At 29.9% G+C, this 23,662-nt stretch carries 25 protein-coding genes; 8 read left to right on the top strand and 17 right to left on the bottom strand.

The genetic code is table 11. The features are described 5' to 3' along the window. Position 1: 1 nt before the first annotated feature. The 4 genes from ACN5J4_RS09400 to groL all read left to right on the top strand — a co-directional run bounded on the left by ACN5J4_RS09400 (position 2) and on the right by groL (position 3,198). The gene (locus ACN5J4_RS09400; protein ID WP_418649745.1) at positions 2-751 is read left to right on the top strand and encodes a hypothetical protein; all 750 of its coding nucleotides are present in this window, start codon (positions 2-4) and stop codon (positions 749-751) included. Further along, on the top strand, positions 751-1,086 hold the full coding sequence (secG, locus tag ACN5J4_RS09395; RefSeq protein WP_418649744.1) for a preprotein translocase subunit SecG: 336 nt from the start codon (positions 751-753) through the stop codon (positions 1,084-1,086). Before ACN5J4_RS09400 ends, secG begins: the two co-directional genes overlap by 1 nt. Positions 1,087-1,251: 165 nt before the next feature. After that, positions 1,252-1,527: a co-chaperone GroES gene (locus ACN5J4_RS09390; RefSeq protein ID WP_418649743.1), complete on the top strand. Its 276-nt coding sequence runs from the start codon at positions 1,252-1,254 to the stop codon at positions 1,525-1,527. Between the two features lie 42 nt (positions 1,528-1,569). Further along, positions 1,570-3,198: a chaperonin GroEL gene (gene groL / locus ACN5J4_RS09385; protein ID WP_418649742.1), complete on the top strand. Its 1,629-nt coding sequence runs from the start codon at positions 1,570-1,572 to the stop codon at positions 3,196-3,198. Positions 3,199-3,717: 519 nt separating this feature from the next. Here groL and ACN5J4_RS09380 read toward each other — a convergent pair. From ACN5J4_RS09380 to ACN5J4_RS09315, 14 genes are all read right to left on the bottom strand, one after another. Beyond that, the gene (locus tag ACN5J4_RS09380) at positions 3,718-4,695 is read right to left on the bottom strand and encodes a polyprenyl synthetase family protein (protein WP_418649741.1); all 978 of its coding nucleotides are present in this window, start codon (positions 4,693-4,695) and stop codon (positions 3,718-3,720) included. 15 nt (positions 4,696-4,710) lie between these two features. Continuing rightward, a complete protein-coding gene (rlmN, locus tag ACN5J4_RS09375; RefSeq protein ID WP_418649740.1) occupies positions 4,711-5,751 on the bottom strand; it encodes a 23S rRNA (adenine(2503)-C(2))-methyltransferase RlmN in 1,041 nt (346 codons plus the stop codon). A 69-nt stretch (positions 5,752-5,820) separates the two neighbouring features. Then, positions 5,821-6,870 (bottom strand): tRNA preQ1(34) S-adenosylmethionine ribosyltransferase-isomerase QueA, encoded by a 1,050-nt coding sequence (gene queA / locus ACN5J4_RS09370; protein ID WP_418649739.1) that lies wholly within the window; start codon positions 6,868-6,870, stop codon positions 5,821-5,823. Positions 6,871-6,936: 66 nt separating this feature from the next. Continuing rightward, positions 6,937-8,169: a 3-phosphoshikimate 1-carboxyvinyltransferase gene (locus ACN5J4_RS09365; RefSeq protein WP_418649738.1), complete on the bottom strand. Its 1,233-nt coding sequence runs from the start codon at positions 8,167-8,169 to the stop codon at positions 6,937-6,939. Positions 8,170-8,202: 33 nt separating this feature from the next. Then, positions 8,203-8,451: a hypothetical protein gene (locus ACN5J4_RS09360; RefSeq protein ID WP_418649737.1), complete on the bottom strand. Its 249-nt coding sequence runs from the start codon at positions 8,449-8,451 to the stop codon at positions 8,203-8,205. After that, positions 8,452-8,778 carry a nucleotide pyrophosphohydrolase gene (locus ACN5J4_RS09355; RefSeq protein WP_418649736.1) on the bottom strand — a complete coding sequence of 109 codons (327 nt, stop codon included), beginning with the start codon at positions 8,776-8,778 and terminating at the stop codon, positions 8,452-8,454. A 191-nt stretch (positions 8,779-8,969) separates the two neighbouring features. Beyond that, the gene (locus ACN5J4_RS09350) at positions 8,970-10,196 is read right to left on the bottom strand and encodes an MDR family MFS transporter (RefSeq protein WP_418649735.1); all 1,227 of its coding nucleotides are present in this window, start codon (positions 10,194-10,196) and stop codon (positions 8,970-8,972) included. A 291-nt stretch (positions 10,197-10,487) separates the two neighbouring features. After that, positions 10,488-11,240 carry a cyclase family protein gene (locus ACN5J4_RS09345; RefSeq protein ID WP_418649734.1) on the bottom strand — a complete coding sequence of 251 codons (753 nt, stop codon included), beginning with the start codon at positions 11,238-11,240 and terminating at the stop codon, positions 10,488-10,490. A gap of 5 nt (positions 11,241-11,245) precedes the next feature. Then, positions 11,246-12,373, bottom strand: coding sequence for a radical SAM family heme chaperone HemW (gene hemW / locus ACN5J4_RS09340; RefSeq protein ID WP_418649733.1), 1,128 nt, complete (start codon positions 12,371-12,373; stop codon positions 11,246-11,248). Positions 12,374-12,379: 6 nt separating this feature from the next. Further along, on the bottom strand, positions 12,380-12,934 hold the full coding sequence (ruvC, locus tag ACN5J4_RS09335; RefSeq protein WP_418649732.1) for a crossover junction endodeoxyribonuclease RuvC: 555 nt from the start codon (positions 12,932-12,934) through the stop codon (positions 12,380-12,382). A 53-nt stretch (positions 12,935-12,987) separates the two neighbouring features. Beyond that, entirely contained in the window at positions 12,988-14,610 is a 1,623-nt protein-coding gene (gene ade / locus ACN5J4_RS09330; protein WP_418649731.1) for an adenine deaminase, read from the bottom strand. Positions 14,611-14,687: 77 nt separating this feature from the next. After that, positions 14,688-15,140, bottom strand: a complete 453-nt coding sequence (locus tag ACN5J4_RS09325; RefSeq protein WP_418649730.1) for an META domain-containing protein — start codon at positions 15,138-15,140, stop codon at positions 14,688-14,690. A 66-nt stretch (positions 15,141-15,206) separates the two neighbouring features. After that, entirely contained in the window at positions 15,207-16,814 is a 1,608-nt protein-coding gene (pckA, locus tag ACN5J4_RS09320) for a phosphoenolpyruvate carboxykinase (ATP) (protein WP_418649729.1), read from the bottom strand. Between the two features lie 81 nt (positions 16,815-16,895). After that, positions 16,896-17,285 carry a DUF423 domain-containing protein gene (locus ACN5J4_RS09315; protein WP_418649728.1) on the bottom strand — a complete coding sequence of 130 codons (390 nt, stop codon included), beginning with the start codon at positions 17,283-17,285 and terminating at the stop codon, positions 16,896-16,898. A gap of 82 nt (positions 17,286-17,367) precedes the next feature. On the opposite strand from ACN5J4_RS09315, the gene ACN5J4_RS09310 reads away from it, so the two are divergent. Continuing rightward, positions 17,368-18,735 carry a saccharopine dehydrogenase family protein gene (locus ACN5J4_RS09310; RefSeq protein ID WP_418649727.1) on the top strand — a complete coding sequence of 456 codons (1,368 nt, stop codon included), beginning with the start codon at positions 17,368-17,370 and terminating at the stop codon, positions 18,733-18,735. An 83-nt stretch (positions 18,736-18,818) separates the two neighbouring features. After that, positions 18,819-19,670, top strand: coding sequence for an alpha/beta fold hydrolase (locus tag ACN5J4_RS09305; protein ID WP_418649726.1), 852 nt, complete (start codon positions 18,819-18,821; stop codon positions 19,668-19,670). A gap of 41 nt (positions 19,671-19,711) precedes the next feature. Here ACN5J4_RS09305 and ACN5J4_RS09300 read toward each other — a convergent pair whose 3' ends face one another. Genes ACN5J4_RS09300 through mnmD form a run of 3 tightly spaced genes read right to left on the bottom strand, consistent with a single transcriptional unit; the run spans position 19,712 to position 21,243 of the window. Continuing rightward, a complete protein-coding gene (locus ACN5J4_RS09300; RefSeq protein WP_418649725.1) occupies positions 19,712-20,434 on the bottom strand; it encodes a tRNA1(Val) (adenine(37)-N6)-methyltransferase in 723 nt (240 codons plus the stop codon). Further along, positions 20,435-20,566 (bottom strand): hypothetical protein, encoded by a 132-nt coding sequence (locus ACN5J4_RS09295; protein WP_418649724.1) that lies wholly within the window; start codon positions 20,564-20,566, stop codon positions 20,435-20,437. Continuing rightward, a complete protein-coding gene (gene mnmD / locus ACN5J4_RS09290) occupies positions 20,566-21,243 on the bottom strand; it encodes a tRNA (5-methylaminomethyl-2-thiouridine)(34)-methyltransferase MnmD (protein ID WP_418651161.1) in 678 nt (225 codons plus the stop codon). Before mnmD ends, ACN5J4_RS09295 begins: the two co-directional genes overlap by 1 nt. A 336-nt stretch (positions 21,244-21,579) precedes the next feature. On the opposite strand from mnmD, the gene ACN5J4_RS09285 reads away from it, so the two are divergent. Next, complete coding sequence (locus ACN5J4_RS09285) at positions 21,580-22,635, top strand: branched-chain amino acid aminotransferase (RefSeq protein ID WP_418649723.1); 1,056 nt, start codon at positions 21,580-21,582, stop codon at positions 22,633-22,635. A 173-nt stretch (positions 22,636-22,808) separates the two neighbouring features. Next, positions 22,809-23,654, top strand: a complete 846-nt coding sequence (locus ACN5J4_RS09280; RefSeq protein ID WP_418649722.1) for a TlpA family protein disulfide reductase — start codon at positions 22,809-22,811, stop codon at positions 23,652-23,654. Positions 23,655-23,662 lie beyond the last annotated feature (8 nt).

Below are 23,662 nucleotides of genomic sequence, written 5' to 3'. Positions count from 1 at the left end.
ATTGGATAAAAAAACATACATACGGCTTTTACAAAACCCTACACTTATTTCTGAAGAAGTAAATATAGCGCTACTACACATTACCCAACAATACCCTTATTTTCAATCAGCTAGAGCATTACGTTTAAAAACTTTAAAAAATCAAGGAAATTATAAGTATAATAGTGAACTAAAAATAACAGCTGGTCATACTATAGATCGCACGGTTTTATTTGACTTTATTACCACCTCTTACTTCGAGAAACCTAGCGGTATAGAAAAAAAGAGTTTAAAAGAAATACTACTACCTAAGTTAAAATCAGAACTAAAAACAGTTCGTAATATTCAAATTGAAAAGGAAGATGTTTTAGACATAAAAAATAATTTAGAAATAGGAAAACCTATTTCTTTTACAAAAAACGAATCGTTTTCCTTTAATCAATGGATGCAATTATCATCTAAAAAACACATTGTAAGAACACTTGACACAAGAAATAATACGACAGAAAAAAATAATATTATAAATCGTTTTATAGAAACCGCGCCTAAAATACCACGACCTGACAAAAAAAATACACCCGAAATTAAAGTTACAGAAACTAAACAAAATAATCAGTTAGCTACAGAAACATTAGCCAAAGTTTACCTTGAGCAAAAAAAATATGATAGCGCTATACAAGCATATAAAATATTAAGTTTGAAATATCCAGAAAAAAGTGGTTACTTTGCAGACCAAATTAAAAGAATACAAATTTTACAAAAAAATAAATAATGACAACATATACTTTACTTTTAGTATTAATATTGATTGTTGCAATAGCACTAATCTTAATTGTTATGGTACAAAACCCTAAAGGAGGTGGATTATCTTCTTCTTTTGGTGCAGGAGCACAAAATATTGGAGGGGTACAAAACACTAATAGTTTTTTAGACAAATCTACTTGGACTTTAGCTATTACAATGTTTGCATTAATTTTGATATCTAACTTTGCAATTCCTAGAGGAACTTCAGCTGATGCTCCTCAATTAGAAAATGCTTTAGAAAATGTAGAACCAACAGCTCCTACTCCAGCAACTAATAACACTACAAAAGATACTGTAAAGTAGTTTTTAACAAACATAAAATATAAAATGCCAACGTAAATGACACGTTGGCATTTTTTTTACTTAAAATTTTAATAGATTTAGAAAAATTGTCATAAAATTTTTAATGGCATAATTTCTGACTATTTTAAAGTATAAAAATAAATACTTAATCATAATTTATATAAAATGGGATTAAACATTAAACCTTTAGCAGACAGAGTTCTTATTGAACCAGCTGCAGCAGAAACTACTACAGCATCAGGACTTATTATACCTGATAACGCAAAGGAAAAACCACAAAAAGGAACTGTTGTTGCCGTTGGTAATGGTACAAAAGACGAACCTATAACAGTTAAAGTTGGTGACACTGTTTTATACGGAAAGTATGCAGGTACAGAGTTAAAACATGAAGGAAGTGATTATTTAATTATGAGAGAAAGCGACATTTTTGCGATCATATAATTTTTTCACAACAAATTAAAAATAATAAAAATAAATCTAAAAATGGCAAAAGATATAAAATTTGATGTAGACGCTCGTGATGGTTTAAAACGCGGAGTAGATGCATTAGCAAATGCAGTAAAAGTAACTTTAGGACCTAAAGGACGTAACGTTATTATTTCTAAAGCATTCGGCGCACCTCATGTAACAAAAGATGGTGTTACTGTTGCTAAAGAAGTAGAGTTAGAAGACCCTTTAGAAAACATGGGAGCTCAAATGGTAAAAGAAGTAGCCTCTAAAACTAATGATTTAGCTGGTGATGGAACTACAACTGCAACTGTATTAGCACAAGCTATTGTTAAAGAAGGTTTAAAAAATGTTGCAGCGGGCGCAAACCCAATGGATTTAAAGCGCGGCATTGATAAAGCTGTTGCTGCAATTATTAAAGATTTAGCAAAACAATCTAAAGAAGTTGGTAATTCATCAGAAAAAATACAACAAGTTGCTTCTATTTCAGCTAATAATGATAAGGTTATTGGTGATTTAATTGCTACTGCTTTTGGTAAAGTTGGCAAAGAAGGTGTTATTACTGTTGAAGAGGCTAAAGGAATGGATACTTATGTAGATGTTGTAGAAGGTATGCAATTTGATAGAGGTTATTTATCACCTTATTTTGTTACTGATGCTGACAAAATGATTGCTACTTTAGAGAACCCTTATATTTTATTATTTGACAAGAAAATTTCTAACTTACAAGAAATTCTTCCAATATTAGAGCCTGTTTCTCAATCAGGAAGACCTTTGTTAATTATTGCTGAAGATGTTGACGGACAAGCATTAGCCACCTTAGTAGTTAATAAGTTACGTGGTGGCTTAAAAATTGCTGCTGTAAAAGCTCCAGGATTTGGTGATCGTAGAAAAGCTATGTTAGAAGATATTGCTATTTTAACTGGTGGTACTGTAATTTCTGAAGAAAGAGGTTTCTCATTAGAAAATGCAACTTTAGATTTATTAGGTACTGCTGAAACAGTTACTATTGATAAAGATAATACGACTATTGTAAATGGTGCTGGTGATGAAACACAAATTAAAGCTCGTGTTAACCAAATCAAAGCTCAAATTGACACAACTACTTCTGATTATGACAAAGAAAAATTACAAGAGCGTTTAGCTAAATTAGCTGGTGGTGTTGCTGTTTTATATGTTGGTGCTGCTTCTGAAGTAGAGATGAAAGAAAAGAAAGATCGTGTTGATGATGCTTTACATGCCACTAGAGCTGCTGTAGAAGAAGGTATTGTTGCTGGTGGTGGTGTTGCTTTAGTACGCGCTAAAAAAGTCTTAGAATCTTTAGTTACCGAAAATTTAGACGAAACTACAGGTGTGCAAATTGTTAACAAAGCCATTGAAGCTCCTTTAAGAACTATTGTTGAAAATGCAGGTGGCGAAGGGTCGGTTGTTATTAACAAAGTTTTAGAAGGTAAAAAAGATTTTGGTTATGACGCCAAGTCTGAAGTATATGTTGATATGCTTGAGGCTGGTATTATAGATCCTAAAAAAGTAACTCGTGTTGCTTTAGAAAACGCAGCATCTGTTGCAGGGATGATTTTAACTACCGAATGTGCTTTAATTGATATTAAAGAAGATGCGGCTCCAATGCCTCCAATGGGTGGTGGTATGCCAGGAATGATGTAGTAATATATTATTTACCTACAAGTATAAAAAACCTCGAGAATTTCTCGAGGTTTTTCTTTGTATATATTTTATAATAACATTTTGAATAATAATTTTATCATGGATTAATTGTGCGTAAAAGTTTCTTTAAAAATTAGTGTGATATTATTTACATCTGTTTTTTTTTACATTGAATAAAATTAAAAGATATTTTGTTTGTTTATTAATTAATAATCAACTTTTTTTTTGGCTTACATAAAATAGCGTTGAGCTTCAATGTCCTAAATAATCGTTTTCTACTTCTGTTGCTTAGGTTATAAATTATTTTGTTACTTTTTCAAGTTTTCGTGTTATGTATATTGTTGTGTGAGTCATTATATTTATTTTAAATAAAAAAATATTATTAACAAATATTAGTGAAATGCCTAGCCCCGATTGAAGCGTTTGTTTGAGCTCTTTTTTTGATTTTTTTTCAAAAAAAGCGAGTGCGTAAAGCGGGAAATAGCTTCTAATAAAATGTTTTAATTTGATTTAAAAAACTTATATTTTACGAGCAACGACATAATCAATCATTAATTTTAAGGAATTTTTATAATCTGATTCTGGAAAATTTTCAAGTATTGCTAAAGCTTTATTTTTATAACTATGCATTTTAGTTGTAGCATATTCTAAACCTCCATTAGAGTTTACAAAAGTAATAACTTCTTTTACTCGTTTTTTATTGGTATTATGCTTTTTAACAGAATTTATTAGCCAAGCTTTTTCTTTTTTAGAGCAGTTATTTAAAGTGTAAATTAATGGAAGCGTCATTTTTTGCTCTTTAATATCGATTCCTGTAGGTTTGCCTATTTTTTCTTCGGTATAATCAAATAAATCATCTTTAATTTGAAAAGCGATTCCAATATACTCGCCAAATTTTCGCATTTTCTGAACAGTTTCATTACTCGCTCCTACTGATGCAGCGCCAATTCCGCAACAAGCAGCAATTAAAGTGGCTGTTTTTTGACGGATAATTTCGAAATAAATTTCTTCGGTAATATCTAATTTTCGTGCTTTTTCTATTTGAAGTAACTCGCCTTCGCTCATTTCACGAACAGCGATAGAAATCAATTTTAAAATATCAAAATCTTCATTATCGATAGAAAGTAACAATCCTTTTGATAATAAAAAATCGCCTACTAAAACAGCTATTTTATTTTTCCAAAGTGCATTTATTGAAAAAAATCCACGGCGACGATTACTATCATCCACCACATCATCATGTACCAAAGTTGCCGTATGAATTAATTCGACAACAGATGCACCTCTGTAAGTTCGCTCATCAAACCCGCCATCAGAAACCATTTTAGCTACTAAAAAAACAAACATAGGACGCATTTGTTTTCCTTTTCTTCTAACTATATAATAGGTAATTCTATTTAATAGAGGAACTTTAGAAAGCATGGAATCTTTGAACTTTTTTTCAAAAAGTTCCATTTCATTTTGAATAGGAAGTTTAATTTGTTCTACAGGCTTCATAAGGATATAAAATAACTAAGATTTATTTGCTAATTGACCACAAGCAGCATCAATATCTTTACCTCTTGAACGTCGAACATTAACTACAATATCGTGCATTTCTAAATTTGAAATATAATTATTAATTACCTCAGGACTTGCTTGTTGAAATTCACCATCATCAATAGGATTGTATTCAATTAAATTCACCTTACAAGGTACATATTTACAAAATTGAATTAAGGCATTTATATCTTCTTTTTTATCATTAATCCCACCCCAAACTACATATTCATACGTAATCATTCTTTCTGTCTTTTCATACCAATACTCTAAAGATTCTTTTAAATCTTTTAAGGGAAAGGTAGCATTAAAGGGCATTATAGAAGTACGAACTTCATCAATTGCTGAGTGTAACGAAACTGCTAAGTTAAACTTAACCTCATCATCAGCCATTTTCTTTATTATTTTTGGCACACCAGATGTAGAAACCGTGATACGCTTAGGAGACATTCCTAAACCTTCAGGTGATGTAATTTTATCAATCGATTTAATTACATTATTATAATTCATTAAAGGCTCTCCCATCCCCATAAAAACAATATTAGATAATTTTCTGTTATAATAAAGCAAACTCTCTTTATTTATGGCTGCTACCTGATCGTAAATTTCATCAGGATTTAGATTTCGCATTCTTTTTAAACGTGATGTTGCACAAAACCTACAATCTAAACTACAACCCACTTGACTAGAAACACAAGCAGTTGTTCTTGTTTTTGTTGGTATTAAGACTGATTCTACAACTAACCCATCGTGTAAACGAACCGCATTCTTAACAGTGCCGTCTTTACTACGCTGCATAGTATCAACCTCAATGTGGTTAATTACAAAGTTTTCATCTAACATTTGACGCGTACCTTTTGATAAACTTGTCATATCATCAAACGAATATGCTGATTTACTCCACAACCACTCATAAACTTGATTACCTCTAAATGCTTTATCTCCATTGTTTACAAAAAAATCACGAAGTTCTTCTTTTGTTAATGCGCGTATGTCTTTTTTCTTAACTTCCATTGACTACAAAAATACACAAAACCTCACAAGTATGCTTGTGAGGTTTTACAATTAATATTATACTATTTATTATAAAATTAACATCGCATCACCATACGAGTGAAATTTATATTTTTCTTTAATAGCTTCTTTATAAGCTTCCATCATAAAATCATGGCCTGCAAAAGCAGAAACAGTCATCATTAAAGTAGACTTTGGTGTATGAAAATTTGTAATCATACAGTTTGCAACACTAAAATCAAATGGAGGAAAGATAAATTTATTAGTCCAACCTTCAAACTCTTTCAACTTTCGTTTAGATGTTATTGAAGATTCTACAGCTCTCATTACAGTAGTGCCTACAGCGCAAACTCTTTTTTTATTCGCAAGTGCATTATTAACCATTTCGGCACTTTCTTTAGAAACTTTAATTTTTTCTGAATCCATTTTATGCTTAGATAAATCTTCAACCTCAACAGGATTAAAAGTACCTAATCCTACATGTAAGGTAGTTTCAGCAAACTCTACACCCTTAATTTCTAAACGCTTCATTAAGTGCTTTGAGAAATGTAAACCTGCTGCTGGTGCTGCTACCGCTCCTTCCTCTTTAGCATAAATTGTTTGATATCTATCTTCATCGGTATCCTCTACATCTCGCTTAATATATTTAGGTAATGGGGTTTCTCCTAACTTTACTAACTTTTCTCTAAACTCTTCGTAAGGCCCATCATATAAAAAACGTAATGTTCTACCTCGTGAGGTAGTATTATCTATAACCTCTGCTACTAAACTTTCATCTTCTCCAAAGAATAACTTATTTCCTATTCTAATTTTCCTTGCTGGGTCTACTAGAACATCCCACAAACGATTTTCAGCATTTAATTCTCTTAGTAAAAAAACTTCAATACGAGCGCCTGTTTTTTCTTTATTCCCGTACATACGAGCAGGAAAAACTTTAGTATTATTTAACATTAACACATCTCCTTCATCAAAATAATTGATTAAATCTTTAAACAATTTATGTTCAATTTTTTGAGTATCTCTATGTAACACCATTAAACGTGCTTCATCTCTATGCTCTGAAGGATATTCAGCTAATAATTCTTCTGGTAATTCAAAACTAAAATTTGATAATTTCATTTATATTTTTTTCTTACGTTGGCAAATATACAATTTCGAGATAGGCCTTGTCAAGTGATTTGCCTTTTATTTTACTTTAATCGTTTCTAAACCTACTTGTTGCATGTCTTCCCAAAAATTACGGTACGATTTACTAACAACTTCTGCATCAGCAATAATAATAGTAGTTTTTAACGCCAAAGGTGCAAATGCCATTGCCATTCTATGATCATTATAAGTAGCAATTTTAATATTCTCATTTATATTAGTCGTAGCTTTTAAGTGTAAACTTTCATTAGTAACACTAATAGTTGCTCCTAACTTAGTTAACTCTTCTTTTAATGCCTCTAATCTATCAGTTTCTTTAATTTTTAAAGTATGAAGACCTGTTAAATCACAAGCAACACCTAAACCAAAACAAGTAACGGCAATTGTTTGCGCAATATCTGGTGCGTTTTTTAAATCTTCTGTTAAAATAGCCGTACTATGTTTTTCTTCTTTAGATAAAACAATCGTATTTTCTTTAAAAGTAGTTGTTACTCCAAAATGTTTGTAAATAGTAGCCAAACAATTATCGCCTTGTAAACTATCTTTTTTATAAGCTGTTAATTCTATAGTAGCACCTACTTTACTCAAAGCTATTAACGAATAAAAATAAGAAGCAGAACTCCAATCAGATTCAACAACTATATTTTGAGCTGAAACATTTTCTAAAGCTTCAATTTTTATACTATTTTTGATAAAAGTAGCCGAAACACCTATTTGATGTAACAAAGATAACGTCATTTCGATATATGGAACAGAAGTAACAATACCTTTTAACTCAATTGCTAACCCATTTTTTAAACCAGGTGCAATTAACATTAAAGCTGAAATATATTGACTACTTACATTTCCATCAATAGCAACAGTATCTTTTACTATTTTTTTACCTGTAATTTTTATTGGTGGATATCCATCTTTTTCTAAATATTCAATATCTGCACCTAAATCACGAAGTGCATTTACTAAAATTTCAATAGGACGATTATGCATTCGTTCAGATCCTTGTAAAATTTTTGTTGTACCCTCTTGAGTTGCAAAAAAAGCAGTTAAAAAACGCATTGCAGTACCTGCATGTCCTATATCTGCTATTTTATTATCAGAAGACAAAGCTTCTTGCAAATGATGTGTATCATCTGAATCTGATAAGTTTTGAATATTTATATTCGGAAACAATTGTTGTAAAATCAACAATCTATTCGATTCACTTTTTGATCCAGAAATAATTACCTCTAAATCTATTATGTTATTTTTATTACTGGTAAGTTTTAAATTCATACTTATTGGGTTTTAAAAACCACTTTATCCGGTTTACTTTGTTTTTTTATTAACTACGTAAATTGCATATAAAACACTAACTGTTACTTTAGTTAACCAAAAGCGTTTCCATTTACCTTCTGAAAAATTAACAGTGTTTACTGTTTCAAAATCTCCAGAAAACAAAGCTCCTCCACTATTTACTAATAATGAAAACAATGTTACAAAAACTAAAAAAGGAATACTTACTTTGAGTACATTTACCCAAAAACTTCCTTTTTGTATATTTTTACTAAAACTCATTTATTTTAATTTTTGATTATTGTGATGACGATCATGGTCGCGTTTTGTTTTTATATCTAATTTTTTATCAAAAGCCTCTTGTAAATTAATTCCTGTTTGATTTGCCAAACACATAACTACAAATATCACATCTGCTAACTCTTCCCCTAAGTCTTTATTCTTATCGCTTTCTTTTTCACTCTGCTCTCCATAACGACGTGCAATAATTCTAGCAACCTCTCCTACCTCCTCCGTTAATTGTGCCATATTGGTCAATTCGTTAAAATAACGAACTCCATGGTTTTTAATCCAATGATCAACTTCTTTTTGGGCGTTTTGTATATTCATTTTTATTTTAGCTTTTAAAAAATTCAAATATAAATATTTCTTTTGGGCTAACTTAAATCATAAAGGCGTATTTTTTTTAGAAACTTAAAGCTATCTCCCGCTTTCCGTACTCGTTCTCTGCAATGACCTCAAACAAATACTTCAATCGGAGCTAAACAATTTACCTAAGCTAAACTTAGGTAAGCATTTTTTCAACCTTTATTCAATAAAATGTTCAACTTTTGTTTTTTAATAACACGTATCAATATCAAAAAAATTAGTAATCCTACAACGGCAACTATAGTCATAATACTCCATGTACTATCAAAACCATATGCATCAATTAATCGCATTCCTGAATTATGCCCAAAAATATGAGCTAAAGAAAATGCAATACTATAATACGCCATATACTCTCCTTGATTTCCTTTTTTAGCTCTATCAATAACAAAAGCATTTGAAAAAGGAAAAGCAATCATTTCTCCTAATGTCATAAATAACATTCCTAATACTAAAATACCAGCCCAATCTGTCAAATTCAAAACAAAAAAACTTAAGCCCATTAAAAATAACCCTATAAAAATTAAAAACTCTTTAGTATGTTTACTTTCTTCTAACCATTTAATTAAAGGCATTTCTAGGGCAAAAATAATAAAACCATTCATTGCCATTAAAAGCCCTATTTGTAATTCTGATAATTGATGTGCATCTTTATAATACAACGGAATCGTTGAAAATAACTGTAAGAATATAAATGCAAAAATAAACATTCCCACAAAAAATATCCAAAAAGCATTATCTTTGAAAATAGAAACTGGATTTTTCACTTTTAAATCATCTAAAGGTTTTACCTTTTTAGGATTTAGTACTTTCATTAATAAAAAAGTAGCTGAAATACAAGTAATTCCGTCTACCCAAAATAATCCACTATAACTTAATGAGGTTATTATCACCCCACCCAACGCCGGCCCTGCAGAAAAACCTAAGTTTATTGCTAAACGGATAAGTGTTACCGAACGGGTTTTATTTTCTGGCTTACTATAAGCACTTAATGCTACAAACATAGCAGGTCTAAAAGTATCTGCAACCAACATTACTAAAAAAATACCAATACAAAAACCTATAAAAGTCGTTACAAATTGTAATCCTATAAAAAAAACACCAGTTAATAACAAACTCGCTTTCATCACTTTATAGAACCCTATTTTATCTGTTAATTTACCACCTAACCATGAACCAATTACAGATCCTAACCCAAAACAAGTCATTATCCAACCAACATCTTTCAATGTAAAACTTAAACTTTTAATTAAATAAAGTGATAAAAACGGAATTACCATAGTACCTGCTCTATTTATTAATGTAATTAAAGCCAACCACCAAACCTCTGTCGAAAGTCCTTTAAAAGTGTTCAGATAATTAAAATATAGCTTTTTCATAATCCATCATTTTAATTTAAATTTTAATAAAAGTAAAAAGTCCGACTCTTCAGTCGGACTTTTTATAATAAGTTTTATACATCTACTAAACCTAATTACATAAAAGCCCAAAATACACTGATTTTTATCGTATACTTATACTGCTTATATGTATTATAGTTTTGCATAATTACATTTAACTAAATGTAAAGATATAAAAAGAGAATAGATTTATTGTAAATAAAAAAATAACACTGTTATTTAAAATTGTTTTTAATATGGTTATAATTTTATCATACAACTCAACTTTTATTAATTTAATACTTTATATAAAACAGGCTTACTTGGCGTAGCATCATTTTCAAAAGGCGCTATCATTAAATTTAAAAAGTAAGTACCATCTTTTATTGAATCTTCTACATAAATAAACTCTGTTATCGTTGCATCAAAGCGAATTTCACTCGCTGTATTCCAAAAAGCGTTATGTGACACTAACTTTCCTTCATCCTTTTCTTTATCTACCGAAGGTAAATCGATTAATAAATGCTTAATATTTTTTTCTTTCAGATAAACAGCTCCTTCTTCTAATAAATATGGCGGATTTGTATTTGAATACCTACCCCTTATTTTTTTATCAGAATTTGGTAATGTTCTAATAACAACGGCTTCTGATTGCTTGTTTTTTAATACAAGTTCTAATTGTTCTTTTGTAATTACTAAATCTCCATTTTCTAATTTCTTCGGATAAATACTTATCACCTCAGTCAAAAAGAAAAACGTATTTAAGTTTTTATTGATGGAATGCACTTTTTTAGTGATATGCCCAACACATTCGGTGTGCGTTATATGCGAATGCGGATTAAACGAAATCATATTAAAATTAACCGCTGCACCTTGTTCAACACTACCTACCCAATCATCTAATTTAACAGGTGTAATTTCAGGATCATCAATATACCAAGCATTTACACTTTCTTTTGATACATCAATTGCTATTGAAATATCTAAAGGATTCGCTAAATCTATTTTATATTTTTCTGAATTATATTCTATTTCCGCAATCATCCTTTTTATTTTATTCTGAATAATTCTGAAGCTAAACCATCTGCTAAAAACTTTCCTTTAGGAGTAGTTTTTAAAGTATTATTTTCAATGATTAATAATCCTTCGGATATAAACTTTTCTGATGATTTTAATAAATCATCTTTAAAACATACTTTAAAATTTGCTTGAATTTCAGTTAATGAAACGCCCCAAATAGTTCGTAAACCTGTCATTAAATATTCATTAAATTGGTCTTCTTCAGATAATTTCTCTGTTTCATTAGAAAGCTTTCCTTCTTGTAATTCCTTTATATATTTTGCATTATTGGCAACATTCCAACTGCGATGTGTTTTGCTAAACGAATGTGCCGAAGGACCAATTCCGATATATTTTTTACCCAACCAATACGATGTATTATGTTTTGAAAAATAATTTGGCTTTCCAAAATTTGATATTTCGTAATGTACAAATCCGTTTTTAGCGGTTTCTGCTACTAAAATATCAAAATGTTCTTTGGCTTCTGTTTCGTCAGGTTCGGGATATTTTCCATTTTTAACAAAACTATCTAAAACCGTTTTTGGTTCTACTGTTAAAGCATAACTCGAAATATGATTTACGCCAAAATCGAAAGCAATTTGTAAGTTTTCTTTCCATCTTTGATTACTCATATTCGGAACGCCGTAAATTAAATCAATCGTAATATTGTCAAAATAACGAGTTGCTATTGATAAACATTCTTTTGCTTCTTTTGAATTATGCGCCCGATTCATACTTTTTAAATCTTCTTCAAAAAAAGATTGTACACCAATACTTAATCTGTTTATTGGCGAATTTGCGAGTTCTAAAATTTTTTCTTCGGATAAATCATCAGGATTTGCCTCTAGCGTAATTTCAGGATTTTCGATAACTTTATAATGCTGATAAATTGCATTTAGTAAACTTGTTATTTCTTCGGATGATAATAACGAAGGAGTTCCTCCACCAAAATAAATAGTTTCAATTATTTCGTTTTGTAATTCGTTTTTTCGGATTTCTAATTCTGTTATTAAACACGAAATTAGTTCGTCTTTCTTTTTTAAAGAAGTCGAAAAATGAAAATCGCAATAAAAACATGCTTGTTTACAAAATGGTATATGTATGTAGATTCCTGCCAAATTAGTTTACTTTTTAACACGTTTTTCATTTTGCTTTACAAACGATGCCCAGCCTGTATAATTTTTACCACCAATAACTTTTCCTGAATTATAATAATGACAAACTGCAGCTGCTAAACCGTCGGTTGCGTCTAAATTTTTGGGTAATGTTTTTAAATTTAGTAATGATTTCAGCATCAAAGCAACTTGCTCTTTACTCGCTTTTCCGTTACCTGTAATTGCCATTTTTATTTTCAAAGGTGCGTATTCTGTAACAGGAATATCTCGTGATAATGCTGCTGCCATTGCCACCCCTTGTGCGCGTCCTAGCTTTAACATTGATTGTACGTTTTTACCAAAAAAAGGTGCTTCTAATGCCACTTCATCAGGGTGATAGGTATCTATTAGTTCAATAGTACGCTCAAAAATTAATCGTAACTTGACGTAATGATCGTCGTATTTTTTTAAAATTAACTCGTTCATTTGAACAAATTCCATTTTTTTTCCTACCACTTTTATAATTCCAAATCCCATGATACTTGTACCAGGGTCAACTCCTAATATTATTTTTTCTGTCTTCAAATTTTATGGCAATTTCTGCAAATACAAAACTAATCAATTATTACTGGGTAAATTTATCCAACTTCTAATGATGTAAATTGAAATGTATTTCCATCAAATAAACCTTTATCCGATAATTTTAACGATGGAATAACCAACAATGCCATAAACGATAAACTCATATAAGGAGCTTTTAATTTACTTCCCATTTTTTTTGCCATTGTATCTAATTCGACATAAGATTTTCCAATTTCTACGGCTGATTTATCAGACATAATTCCTGCTACAGGCAATGAAACTATTTTTTCTTCGGATGTTGTTACTGCACAAATTCCGCCTTTATTTTCAATTAATAAATTTACCGCCTTACAAATAGCTTCATCAGAAATTCCAATAGCAATAATATTATGCGAATCGTGCCCTACAGAACTCGCAATAGCACCTTCTTTTAATCCAAAATTTTTAATAAAAGCTATTGATGGTTTTGCATTTTTATAACGATTTACAACCGTCATTTTTAAAACATCGTTTTGAATGTTTGAAACTAAATTCCCATTTTTAATTAAAGAATTTACTTCAATTTGATTCGTTACTAATTCACCATCTAAGGCTTCAATAACTCTAATTTTTTCTACGGATGATTTAAACTCAAAATCAGCAATACTTTTTTTATCCGTATTAAAATTATTCAATACCTCAAAAGCTACTGATTTTACAAACGATTTTCCATTTTCAGCAACTAACTCGCCATTTATATATGTTTGTAATACCTTAAATTGCTCTAAATTTTCGATAACAATAAAATCAGCAGCATCGCCTTTTTGTAACAAACCAACATCTAAATTATAATGTTTTACAGGATTTATACAAGCAACTTTTAATACTTTAAAAACATCAATTCCTTTTGAAACTGCACGTTCACATAGTTGATTAATATGACCGACTAATAAATCATCAGGATGTTTATCATCAGAACAAAACATCATATTTTCAAAATGATTTGGCAATAAATCAATTAAAGCATCAAAGTTTTTAGCTGCACTTCCTTCTCTAATAATTACTTTCATTCCTTTTTGAAGTTTTTCTAAAGCTTCATCATAAGAAAAACATTCGTGGTCTGTTGAAATTCCTGCTGAAATATATTTTGAAATATCATCACCTCGTAAACCTGGTGCGTGACCATCGATAGGTTTTTTATTATCTTTTGCATGTTGAAGCTTTTTTAAAACCTCAGCATCATCAAATAATACTCCTGGATAATTCATCATTTCGGCTAAATATTTGATGTCTGGATTTTGCATCATCAATTTAATATCATCAGCATTAATAATTGCTCCAGCGCTTTCAAAAGACGTAGCTGGCACACAACTTGGTGCTCCGAAATTAAACTTTAACGGAACTTTTTTTCCGTTTTCAATCATAAAGTCAACACCTTTTACACCTAATACATTAGCTATTTCATGCGGATCGGAAACTGTTGCAACCGTACCGTGAGTAACTGCTATTTTTGCAAATTCAGAAGGCACAAGCATTGAACTTTCAATATGTATATGAGCATCAACAAAACCTGGAATAATATAATTTTCTATATTATGATTTATTGCTGTTACTGCTGTTATTTTACCTTTATCAACCTCAACTTGTCCTTTATAAATAGTATTGTTTTTTATATCAACTATATTTCCTTTTACAATCATGCGAATAGTTTAGGTTAACAAAAGTAAGTGTATTTACTAATAAAAAAAGCATCCTTACGGATGCCTTAATATATTTTTTATTTCATAGGTTTAAACTGTTCTGAAATATCTGTAAACACCAAATAGTCTGTATCTGAAGTATACAAGTATAATTCACCTTGTTTGACTTCTTTTTTTGTAATATTTTTTAATAATGATATATAGCTAGCTTCCTGTTTCATTAACTCTTCTGGACACATCATTTTTGTTAATGCTATATTACTTAGAGTTATAGATGGGTTTTGTTTATTTTCTGTAAAACTACAAGAATACCTATTACAACCTGCTCTACCACCTAAATTACCTTCGTTATTAAAATGTAAATCTATATAAGCCTCTTTACCTGCTTTTACAAATTTACCTTTCACCTGTTTTCCGGAGTATTTCCAATGTAAACTATTAGATACTAAATTTTTATTATTATTAAAATTACAACTAATAATTCCGGTTAAAAAAAATACTAGAATACTTATAAACTTGAATTTGTACATTTATGCTTTTAGTTTTAAAATTAAACAAAAAAAAAACATCCTTACGGATGCTTTTTTTATTATTTCTTATTTAACATTTGGTGGCCCACCTGCTAAAATTTCATCATTTGCATTTTCTTCAAACTTTTTAAAGTTTTCTCTAAATGAATCTGCTAATTTATGAGCTGTTTTATAGTACTCTTCATCATTATCCCAAGCTTGTCTTTGGCTTAATAATTCCGATGGTACTCCAGGACATTGTCTTGGCTGCGCTAAACCAAATACAGAATGTGTATGATAGTTTTCTGCATTCATTTCGCCTAACTCACCGTTTAATGCTGCGTTAATCATAGCACGAGTATACTTAAGCTTCATTCTATGACCAACCCCATAAGGACCTGCTGTCCAACCGGTATTTACCAACCAAACATTTACACCTGTTTCTTTCATTTTTTCGCTTAACATTTCTGCATAACGAGTTGGGTGTAACGGCATAAAAGGCGCCCCAAAACATGCTGAAAAGCTTGGCAATGGTTCTGTAACACCTGCTTCAGTACCTGCTACCTTAGCTGTGTAACCTGAAATAAAGTGGTATGCTGCCTGACCAGGTGTTAACCTAGATATTGGAGGTAATACTCCAAAAGCATCAGCCGTTAAGAAAAAAATATTCTTAGGGTTTTTACCTGCTGATGGTGTTTGAATATTTTCAATATGATGTATTGGATAACTTACACGTGTATTTTGTGTAATAGATGTATCGTTAAAATCAACATCACCTTTAGCATCTGTAACTATATTTTCAAGAATTGCTCCTCTTTTAATAGCACCATAAATTTCTGGCTCTTTATCTTTAGAAAGGTCGATTACTTTAGCGTAACAACCTCCTTCAAAGTTAAATACAGTATTTTCTGAAGTCCAACCGTGCTCATCATCACCAATCAAACTACGATTAGGGTCTGTAGATAAGGTTGTTTTTCCAGTTCCTGATAATCCGAAGAAAATAGCAGTATCACCTTCTTTACCAACATTTGCAGAACAGTGCATTGGTAACGTATTTTTAAATACAGGTAAAATAAAGTTTAAAGCAGAAAAAATTCCTTTTTTAATTTCACCAGTATAACCAGTTCCACCAATTAAAGCGATTTTTTTCTCGAAGTTTAAAATAGCAAAGTTGTGCTGACGTGTTCCATCAACTTCAGGGTTTGCCATAAAACCAGGTGCGTTAATTACAGTCCATTCTGGCGAAAAGTTCTTTAGCTCTTCTTCTGTTGGACGTAAAAACATGTTATAAGCAAACATATTACTCCAAGGATATTCATTTACGACTCTAATATTTAGCTTATAATCTTTGTCTGCACAAGCATAGCTATCACGTACAAAAACCTCTTTCGATGAAAGATAAGCTGTTACTTTATCGTATAATCTATCAAATTTTTCTGAATCGAAAGGTATATTTATATCCCCCCACCAAACTTCATCTTTTGTAATATCGTCTTTAACGATAAAACGATCCATTGGTGAACGCCCTGTAAACTCACCAGTTTCAACAGCTAACGCTCCAAAACTAGTATTTTCTCCTTGTTCTTTTTCAATAGTTATATCATGTAACTCGTCTGAAGTTAACTGATAACGAACCTTAGCGTCCTTAATACCTAAGCTGTCTAATGATATCGTTTTCTTATCAAGATTTGTCATCTTAAAATAATTTAGTTGTGTTAAGTTTCACACAAAAGTAGGACTTTTTGGCTAAACTGATTAATTATTGATTTTTTTTTATTATTTATTATTTTTATTTGATAACCTTTTGATAAACTGAAAAGCCATAAAACTCCAACCTATTATTAATAAAACACCCCCTAAAGGTGTTACAAACCAAATTAATTTCACAGGTACTTTTGCCATGTAAATTAAGTAAATTGACCCCGAAAAAAGAACAGTTCCTGTTATAAAAAGTAAGCTAATCCTATTTTTTTGCTTAAAACTAAACTCATTATAACTATTTACAAAGAGTAATACAAGTACGTGTAAAAACTGATACCTTACAGCTGTTTCAAAACTTTGTAAGGCTTCTGTACTTAATTTTAATTTTAGAGCGTGAGCTCCGAAAGCCCCTAAAATTACGGCAATAATACCTAACACAGAGGCTATTGTTAAATTTCTATACATTTAAAATATTTACGTTTAATATTAAACTTTTTATAACGATATTGTGATTTTAATTTATTAAAATCACAAAAATACACTATAAATGAGAAAAATATTAATTATTGGAGCTGGCAGGTCTAGCTCATCTCTTATAAAATATTTATTAAATAAATCTACGAAAGAGAATTTACACATAACTATTGGTGATATTTCTATTGAAAATACGCAAAAAAAAATTAATAACCATAAAAATGCAACAGCTATTTCTTTAAACGTTTTTAATACAGAGCAACGTGTTAACGCTATTAAAAAGGCTGACATTGTTATTTCTATGCTACCTGCTCGTTTTCATATAGAGGTTGCTAAAGATTGTGTTACATACAACAAGCATATGGTTACGGCTTCTTATATTTCTAATGAAATGAATGCTTTAGATACTGAAGTAAAGAAGAAGGGATTAATATTTATGAATGAAATTGGATTAGATCCAGGAATTGATCATATGAGTGCCATGAAAATTATTGATAAAATTCATGATAGTGGTGCTAAAATGTTGCTTTTTGAATCTTTTTGTGGCGGTTTAGTTGCTCCTGAAAGTGACACGAATTTATGGAACTACAAATTTACATGGAACCCTAGAAATGTTGTTTTAGCAGGCCAAGGAGGGGCTGCAATGTTTATTCAAGAAAACACTTATAAATACATACCATACCACAAACTATTTAGAAGAACTGAGTTTTTAAATATTGATGGCTATGGAAAATTTGAAGCATATGCAAATCGTGATTCTTTAAAATACAGAAGTATTTATAATTTAGAAAATATACCCACAATGTATCGCGGTACTATTAGAAAAATTGGTTTTTCTAGGGCTTGGAATGTTTTTGTTCAGTTAGGTATGACTGACGATTCTTATGTTATTGAAAACTCTGAGAATTTAAGTTACCGTGATTTTACAAACCTTTTTTTAGCATACTCACCTACAGACTCTGTCGAATTAAAATTTCGTTCTTATTTAAAAATAGATCAAGATGATATTATGTGGGACAAGTTTTTAGAGTTAGATATTTTTAATCCGATTATAAAAACAGGTTTAAAAAATGCAACTCCTGCTCAAATATTACAAAAAATACTTTCTGAAAAATGGACACTTAAACCTACTGATAAAGATATGATTGTAATGCATCATAAATTTGGCTATGAACTTAATAAAGAAAAACAGCAAATAGAAAGCAGTATGGTTATTAAAGGTGATGACCAAACTTATACTGCCATGGCAAAAACAGTAGGATTGCCTGTAGCCATGGCAACACTGCTTATTTTGAATGGAAAAATTACTACACCAGGAGTTCAATTACCAATCAAAAAAGAAGTTTACAACCCTATTTTAAAAGAGTTAGAATCATACGGAATTATTTTTACAGAAAAAAAAGCACCCTATTTAGGGTATAACCCTGAAACTATTAAGTAATTACTTTAGCTAACATTGTTTTGTAACAAAAAAATATTTTAGATCTTTGTTTGCTAAAATTAGAAAAAGAAAAACTAAAAAAAATGAAAAAATTAAGTATCCTTAAAACTATTTTCTTCTTATGCTTATTTCAATTAAGTTTAACTTATGCTCAAAATAGCTTCACAACTCCTTATGGAAACAATAAAGAAACAGGTAGCTATGCAAAAATAAATGGCACTAAAATATATTATGAAGAGTATGGTAAAGGAGAACCTTTGTTAATAATTCATAGTTGTGGTACTGATATTAAAGCTATGGAGTTTCAAATTAATTACTTTAAAGATAAATATAGAGTAATTGCTGCTGACAGTAGAGGTCAAGGAAAATCAAAATTAAAAACAAAAAAATTAACGTATGATCTTATGGCTGAAGATTGGGAAGCGTTAGTTAAACATTTAAAATTAGACACTGTTAATATACTAGGATGGAGTGACGGTGGTATAATTGGTTTAAAAATGGGTATTAACAATAAAGTTAAAATAAATAAAATAGTTACAATGGGTGTTAATTTAAGACTTGACACTACAGCTGTTAATGACTGGGCTATTAAGCAAGTTAAAAAAATGCATACAGAAACTATTAAAATGTTAAAAAAAGGAGACACTTCTAAAAACTGGGAAACAGAACTACAGTTAGACAAACTATTACTAAACGAACCAAACATAAGTCATGCTGACTTAAAAAAAATTAAAGCAGAGGTATTAGTTACTATTGGAGATAGAGATATTATAAAAAACGAACATGCTGTTGAAATATTTAATAATATTTCTAAAGCACAGTTATGTATAATGCCTGGTGCTAATCATGGAATACCTCGTAACAATTCAACGTTTTTTAACGCAATAGCTGATAAATTTTTAACGAACAAATTTGATTATAGTACTGATAAATAATTATAAAGCTTTTTAACATCTAAAACTGTCTTATATAAATATTACATTTTTAAATAAAATTTTTTGGTAAGATTAACATAGGCATCAGTATACTGATGCCTTTCTTTCTCTATTACTAAAAGCTCTTTTTTAACATCTGTAGCTTCAAAAGAAAACGACAATAAACTTCTTTTAATTTCAGAATTCTTATTACCTTTTACATGGCATACTGTATTTAAGAATAAATTATATGCTGCTGCTAACGCCACAAAATTATCTTGTTCTTTAAAAGGTATAATTACCGAAAAAACTCCGAGCTCTGATAAAATTTTAGACACTCCTAGTATTAATCTTTCAAATGATAATGACGAAGTAAAACGCGCTTTATTACGTGCTTTATCTTTAGTTTCAAAACTATCAGTATAAAATGGTGGGTTTGAAACAATAACATCATAATGCTCCTCCTCTTCTGCCATTTCTTCTGCAAAATCCGTAAAGGAAGCATTATAGCAAAACAACCTATCTCCCCAAGGTGACTGCTCAAAATTAGCGACAGTCTGCTCATAAGCATCACCATCAATTTCTACAGCATCAATAGTCATTGCATCGCTTCGCTGTGCTAACATTAATGAAATAACACCTGTACCAGACCCGACATCTAAAATAGTATCAGGGTAATTGCTTAAAGAGCACCAAGCTCCAAGCAAAACCGCATCTGTACCAATTTTCATTGCTGTTTTGTCATGAGCTACCGAAAACTCTTTAAATTTAAATGGTTTGCTCATCTAAAAAAATCTACCTATTATTTTATCAGCATTAAAAAACAAGTACAAAACAACAATAAGTACTGCCATTAAATACAACCCTTTCTTCGGATTTGTTTTTTTCTTATTCCCAAAACGTCTTTCAAACTTCATTATAAAGTATTCTTAAATTTATTGATATCTTTTCTAGCACGTAGCATTTCTCTTTTTCCTGGAGGACCAGGTAAACGTTCAACTACAAAGCCTATTGCTTGCATTGCACGGCGTACACTTCCTTTCGCACAATAGGTAACCAAAACTCCATTTTCTTTTAAAGCTTCAAACATACTTTTAAAAATTTCTTCAGTCCATAAATCAGGTTGATGTTCTGCTCCAAAGGCATCAAAATAAATTAAATCAAACTGTTCTTTATCATCAATATCTTTAAAAAACTGTTTTCGCTTTGTTAAATGAAAACTGGAAGTAATTTGATGTGTATCTCCCCATGAAAGGGAATGCATTTTATTAAAAACACACTGTTTTTTTTCTGCCTTTAGCTCGGTAACGTAATTTAACTTAGTTACTTCCTCTTTTACAACAGGATATGCTTCAACACCAACATAATTAACTTTTTTATCACTCTCTAAAAAGGTAATAAAACAATTTAAACCAGTACCAAAACCAATTTCTAAAATAGAAATTTCTTCTTTTTTTTGTAAAACTAATCCATTTTTTATAAAAACATGATATGCTTCTTGTATAGCACCATGTTTAGAGTGATATTGTTCATTCCAATCAGGCAAATAAATAGTTGTAGAACCGTCAGTTGTAATAATTATTTCTCGTTTGATAGTAAAATTTATTTTATTAATAATCTATAAATAAGCATAATATTCATCATCAAATAATTACACCTTGCTAAATCTAGTAAATAATTAACGTAATTTAGTAACTATTTTTTTTTACAAATACAATTATATCTATACTATTTACTTTTTTTCTTAGTTAAAGACTGTAAAAATAAAAAACAATCATAAACGTTAATTTAATAAAGCTTTAATAATTAATTGTTTAAAAAAATTAATCATTTCAAAGATATGTTATTTTTAATAATGTGATTTCTATTTATAGGTAAAAGACATAGTATTTTTTGTATTTTTGTAGCTATAAAACATACTCCTTTTTTTATGAAATCTAATATTCGCGTTGAACTTGTAGAAAAATCAAAGATTGATACAGTAGACTTTAACAACTTAACCTTTGGTAGTGTATTTTCAGACCACATGTTTGTTTGTGATTATATTGATGGTGAATGGAAGAATGCTTCTATTGAACCTTATGCTCCAATTTCATTAAATCCTGCAGCAAAAATATTCCATTATGGGCAATCTATTTTTGAAGGGATGAAAGCTTATAAAGATGCTAAAGAAAACACTATGTTATTTAGACCTTTAGATAATTGTAAGCGTTTAAATAAATCTGCTGAGCGTTTAGTAATACCTCAAATTCCTGAAGATTTATTTATGAATGGTTTAAAAAAATTATTAGAAATAGATAACAAATGGATTCCTAGTAATGAGGGAAGTTCATTATATATTCGCCCTTTTATATTTGCTTCAGGAGAAGGCTTTCATGCCTCACCTGCAGATAGTTATAAATTAATTATATGTACCGCTCCTTCTGGCGCTTACTTTTCTGGAGATGTAAAAGTTTTAATTGAAGAAAAATATGCTCGTGCTGCTAATGGAGGTGTTGGTTTTGCAAAAGCTGGAGGTAATTATGCTGCTCAGTTTTACCCTACAAAATTAGCTACTGACAAAGGATATCAGCAAGTAATTTGGACGGATGATAATACGCATGAGTATATTGAAGAAGCTGGGGCAATGAATATATTTATCAGAATTAATGATACGTTAATTACAAGTCCTACTAGTGATAGAATTTTAGATGGTATTACTCGTAAAAGTATTCTACAAATAGCTGAAGATAAAAACATACCTGTTGAAGTTCGTCAAATTACAGTAAATGAAGTTGTAGAAGCTGCCAAAGATGGTTCTTTAAAAGAAATGTTTGGAGCAGGAACTGCTGCTGTTATTTCACCTATTTCTGGTTTTGGATATAAAAATAAAGATTATGAGTTGCCTAAAATAACTAATGGCTATGCTACTAACTTAAAAAAATACATCACAGATATACAAACTAATAAAAGTGACGATCCTTATGGCTGGAGAGTTATTTTTTAACCTATTCATTTTTTTATAAAAAAGCATCAAGTAAAACTTGATGCTTTTTTTTGCTAATAAAACTAAAAATTAGCAATGTATACTTTCAAGAAAGACAAGTAAATAGAATATATTACTTAAAAATAATAGTATATTACTAACTATCTTTCTGTACACCTTTAAAAATTGCAAAAATGAGAAACATTCTACTCCCTTTATTATCTATAATTTTAGGCTTTTTTTTATCTCTATTTATCTTAAAAACATATATAAATAAAGCACTTGATAAAAAATCAAAAAAAGAAACTAATACAAAAATAAAAGTCTTAAAAACAGCTAACACAGTAAAAAATATTGGTGCCGACAATATTCAAAAAAACTTTGAAAGTTGGAATATTTATAATAAACAGAATATAGATTTAATGTCAACATATACCTCTCTTGATAACAAAGGAGCCGTAATAGACAAAGGAATGTTTCTTACCTTATTACGAACAGGTGCTTACATTGCTGTAAAATCTGAGTATAAAAACACTATTCAGTACAAATTAGTAAGTATTGATGATGATGCAGATCAGAAAATAAAAAAAACAATTTCAAGTAAAGCTACTATTGCCTACCAATATTTTAAAATGGAAGGTAAAAAACTACCTAACTATAACTTTATTGATTTAAAAGGAGATTCATACAACAAAGAAGATACTAAAGGTAAAATAGTTGTTTTAAAATGCTGGTTTATAACATGTAAATCATGTGTTGAAGAATTTCCTGAACTAAATAAATTGGTAGAACGTTACAAAAATGATAATATTAAGTTTATTAGCTTAGCTTTTGATGAGAAAGATAAACTAATTGAGTTTTTAAAAACAAAAGTATTTAATTATATTACCATACCTAATCAGAAAAAGTATATGGCTAAAAAATTAAAGGTAAAACAATACCCTACTCACCTTATTATTGACTCTAATGGTATTATTATAAAAATGGTAAATAACGCAAATACCTTAAGTACAGAATTAGAACGAATTTTAGGAAAATAATTAAAAAA

Source organism: Tenacibaculum aestuariivivum (assembly GCF_964507685.1).
Taxonomy (GTDB): domain Bacteria; phylum Bacteroidota; class Bacteroidia; order Flavobacteriales; family Flavobacteriaceae; genus Polaribacter; species Polaribacter aestuariivivum.
Note: the sequence above shows the minus strand (reverse complement) of the source record. Positions and strands in the feature narration are given on the sequence as shown.

Coding starts and splice junctions, on each gene's coding strand:
- secG (WP_418649744.1), top strand. CDS start 751: ATGACAACATATACTTTACTTTTAGTATTAATATTGATTGTTGCAATA.
- ACN5J4_RS09390 (WP_418649743.1), top strand. CDS start 1,252: ATGGGATTAAACATTAAACCTTTAGCAGACAGAGTTCTTATTGAACCA.
- groL (WP_418649742.1), top strand. CDS start 1,570: ATGGCAAAAGATATAAAATTTGATGTAGACGCTCGTGATGGTTTAAAA.
- ACN5J4_RS09380 (WP_418649741.1), bottom strand. CDS start 4,695: ATGAAGCCTGTAGAACAAATTAAACTTCCTATTCAAAATGAAATGGAA.
- rlmN (WP_418649740.1), bottom strand. CDS start 5,751: ATGGAAGTTAAGAAAAAAGACATACGCGCATTAACAAAAGAAGAACTT.
- queA (WP_418649739.1), bottom strand. CDS start 6,870: ATGAAATTATCAAATTTTAGTTTTGAATTACCAGAAGAATTATTAGCT.
- ACN5J4_RS09365 (WP_418649738.1), bottom strand. CDS start 8,169: ATGAATTTAAAACTTACCAGTAATAAAAATAACATAATAGATTTAGAG.
- ACN5J4_RS09360 (WP_418649737.1), bottom strand. CDS start 8,451: ATGAGTTTTAGTAAAAATATACAAAAAGGAAGTTTTTGGGTAAATGTA.
- ACN5J4_RS09355 (WP_418649736.1), bottom strand. CDS start 8,778: ATGAATATACAAAACGCCCAAAAAGAAGTTGATCATTGGATTAAAAAC.
- ACN5J4_RS09350 (WP_418649735.1), bottom strand. CDS start 10,196: ATGAAAAAGCTATATTTTAATTATCTGAACACTTTTAAAGGACTTTCG.
- ACN5J4_RS09345 (WP_418649734.1), bottom strand. CDS start 11,240: ATGATTGCGGAAATAGAATATAATTCAGAAAAATATAAAATAGATTTA.
- ade (WP_418649731.1), bottom strand. CDS start 14,610: ATGATTGTAAAAGGAAATATAGTTGATATAAAAAACAATACTATTTAT.
- ACN5J4_RS09325 (WP_418649730.1), bottom strand. CDS start 15,140: ATGTACAAATTCAAGTTTATAAGTATTCTAGTATTTTTTTTAACCGGA.
- pckA (WP_418649729.1), bottom strand. CDS start 16,814: ATGACAAATCTTGATAAGAAAACGATATCATTAGACAGCTTAGGTATT.
- ACN5J4_RS09315 (WP_418649728.1), bottom strand. CDS start 17,285: ATGTATAGAAATTTAACAATAGCCTCTGTGTTAGGTATTATTGCCGTA.
- ACN5J4_RS09310 (WP_418649727.1), top strand. CDS start 17,368: ATGAGAAAAATATTAATTATTGGAGCTGGCAGGTCTAGCTCATCTCTT.
- ACN5J4_RS09305 (WP_418649726.1), top strand. CDS start 18,819: ATGAAAAAATTAAGTATCCTTAAAACTATTTTCTTCTTATGCTTATTT.
- ACN5J4_RS09300 (WP_418649725.1), bottom strand. CDS start 20,434: ATGAGCAAACCATTTAAATTTAAAGAGTTTTCGGTAGCTCATGACAAA.
- ACN5J4_RS09295 (WP_418649724.1), bottom strand. CDS start 20,566: ATGAAGTTTGAAAGACGTTTTGGGAATAAGAAAAAAACAAATCCGAAG.
- ACN5J4_RS09285 (WP_418649723.1), top strand. CDS start 21,580: ATGAAATCTAATATTCGCGTTGAACTTGTAGAAAAATCAAAGATTGAT.
- ACN5J4_RS09280 (WP_418649722.1), top strand. CDS start 22,809: ATGAGAAACATTCTACTCCCTTTATTATCTATAATTTTAGGCTTTTTT.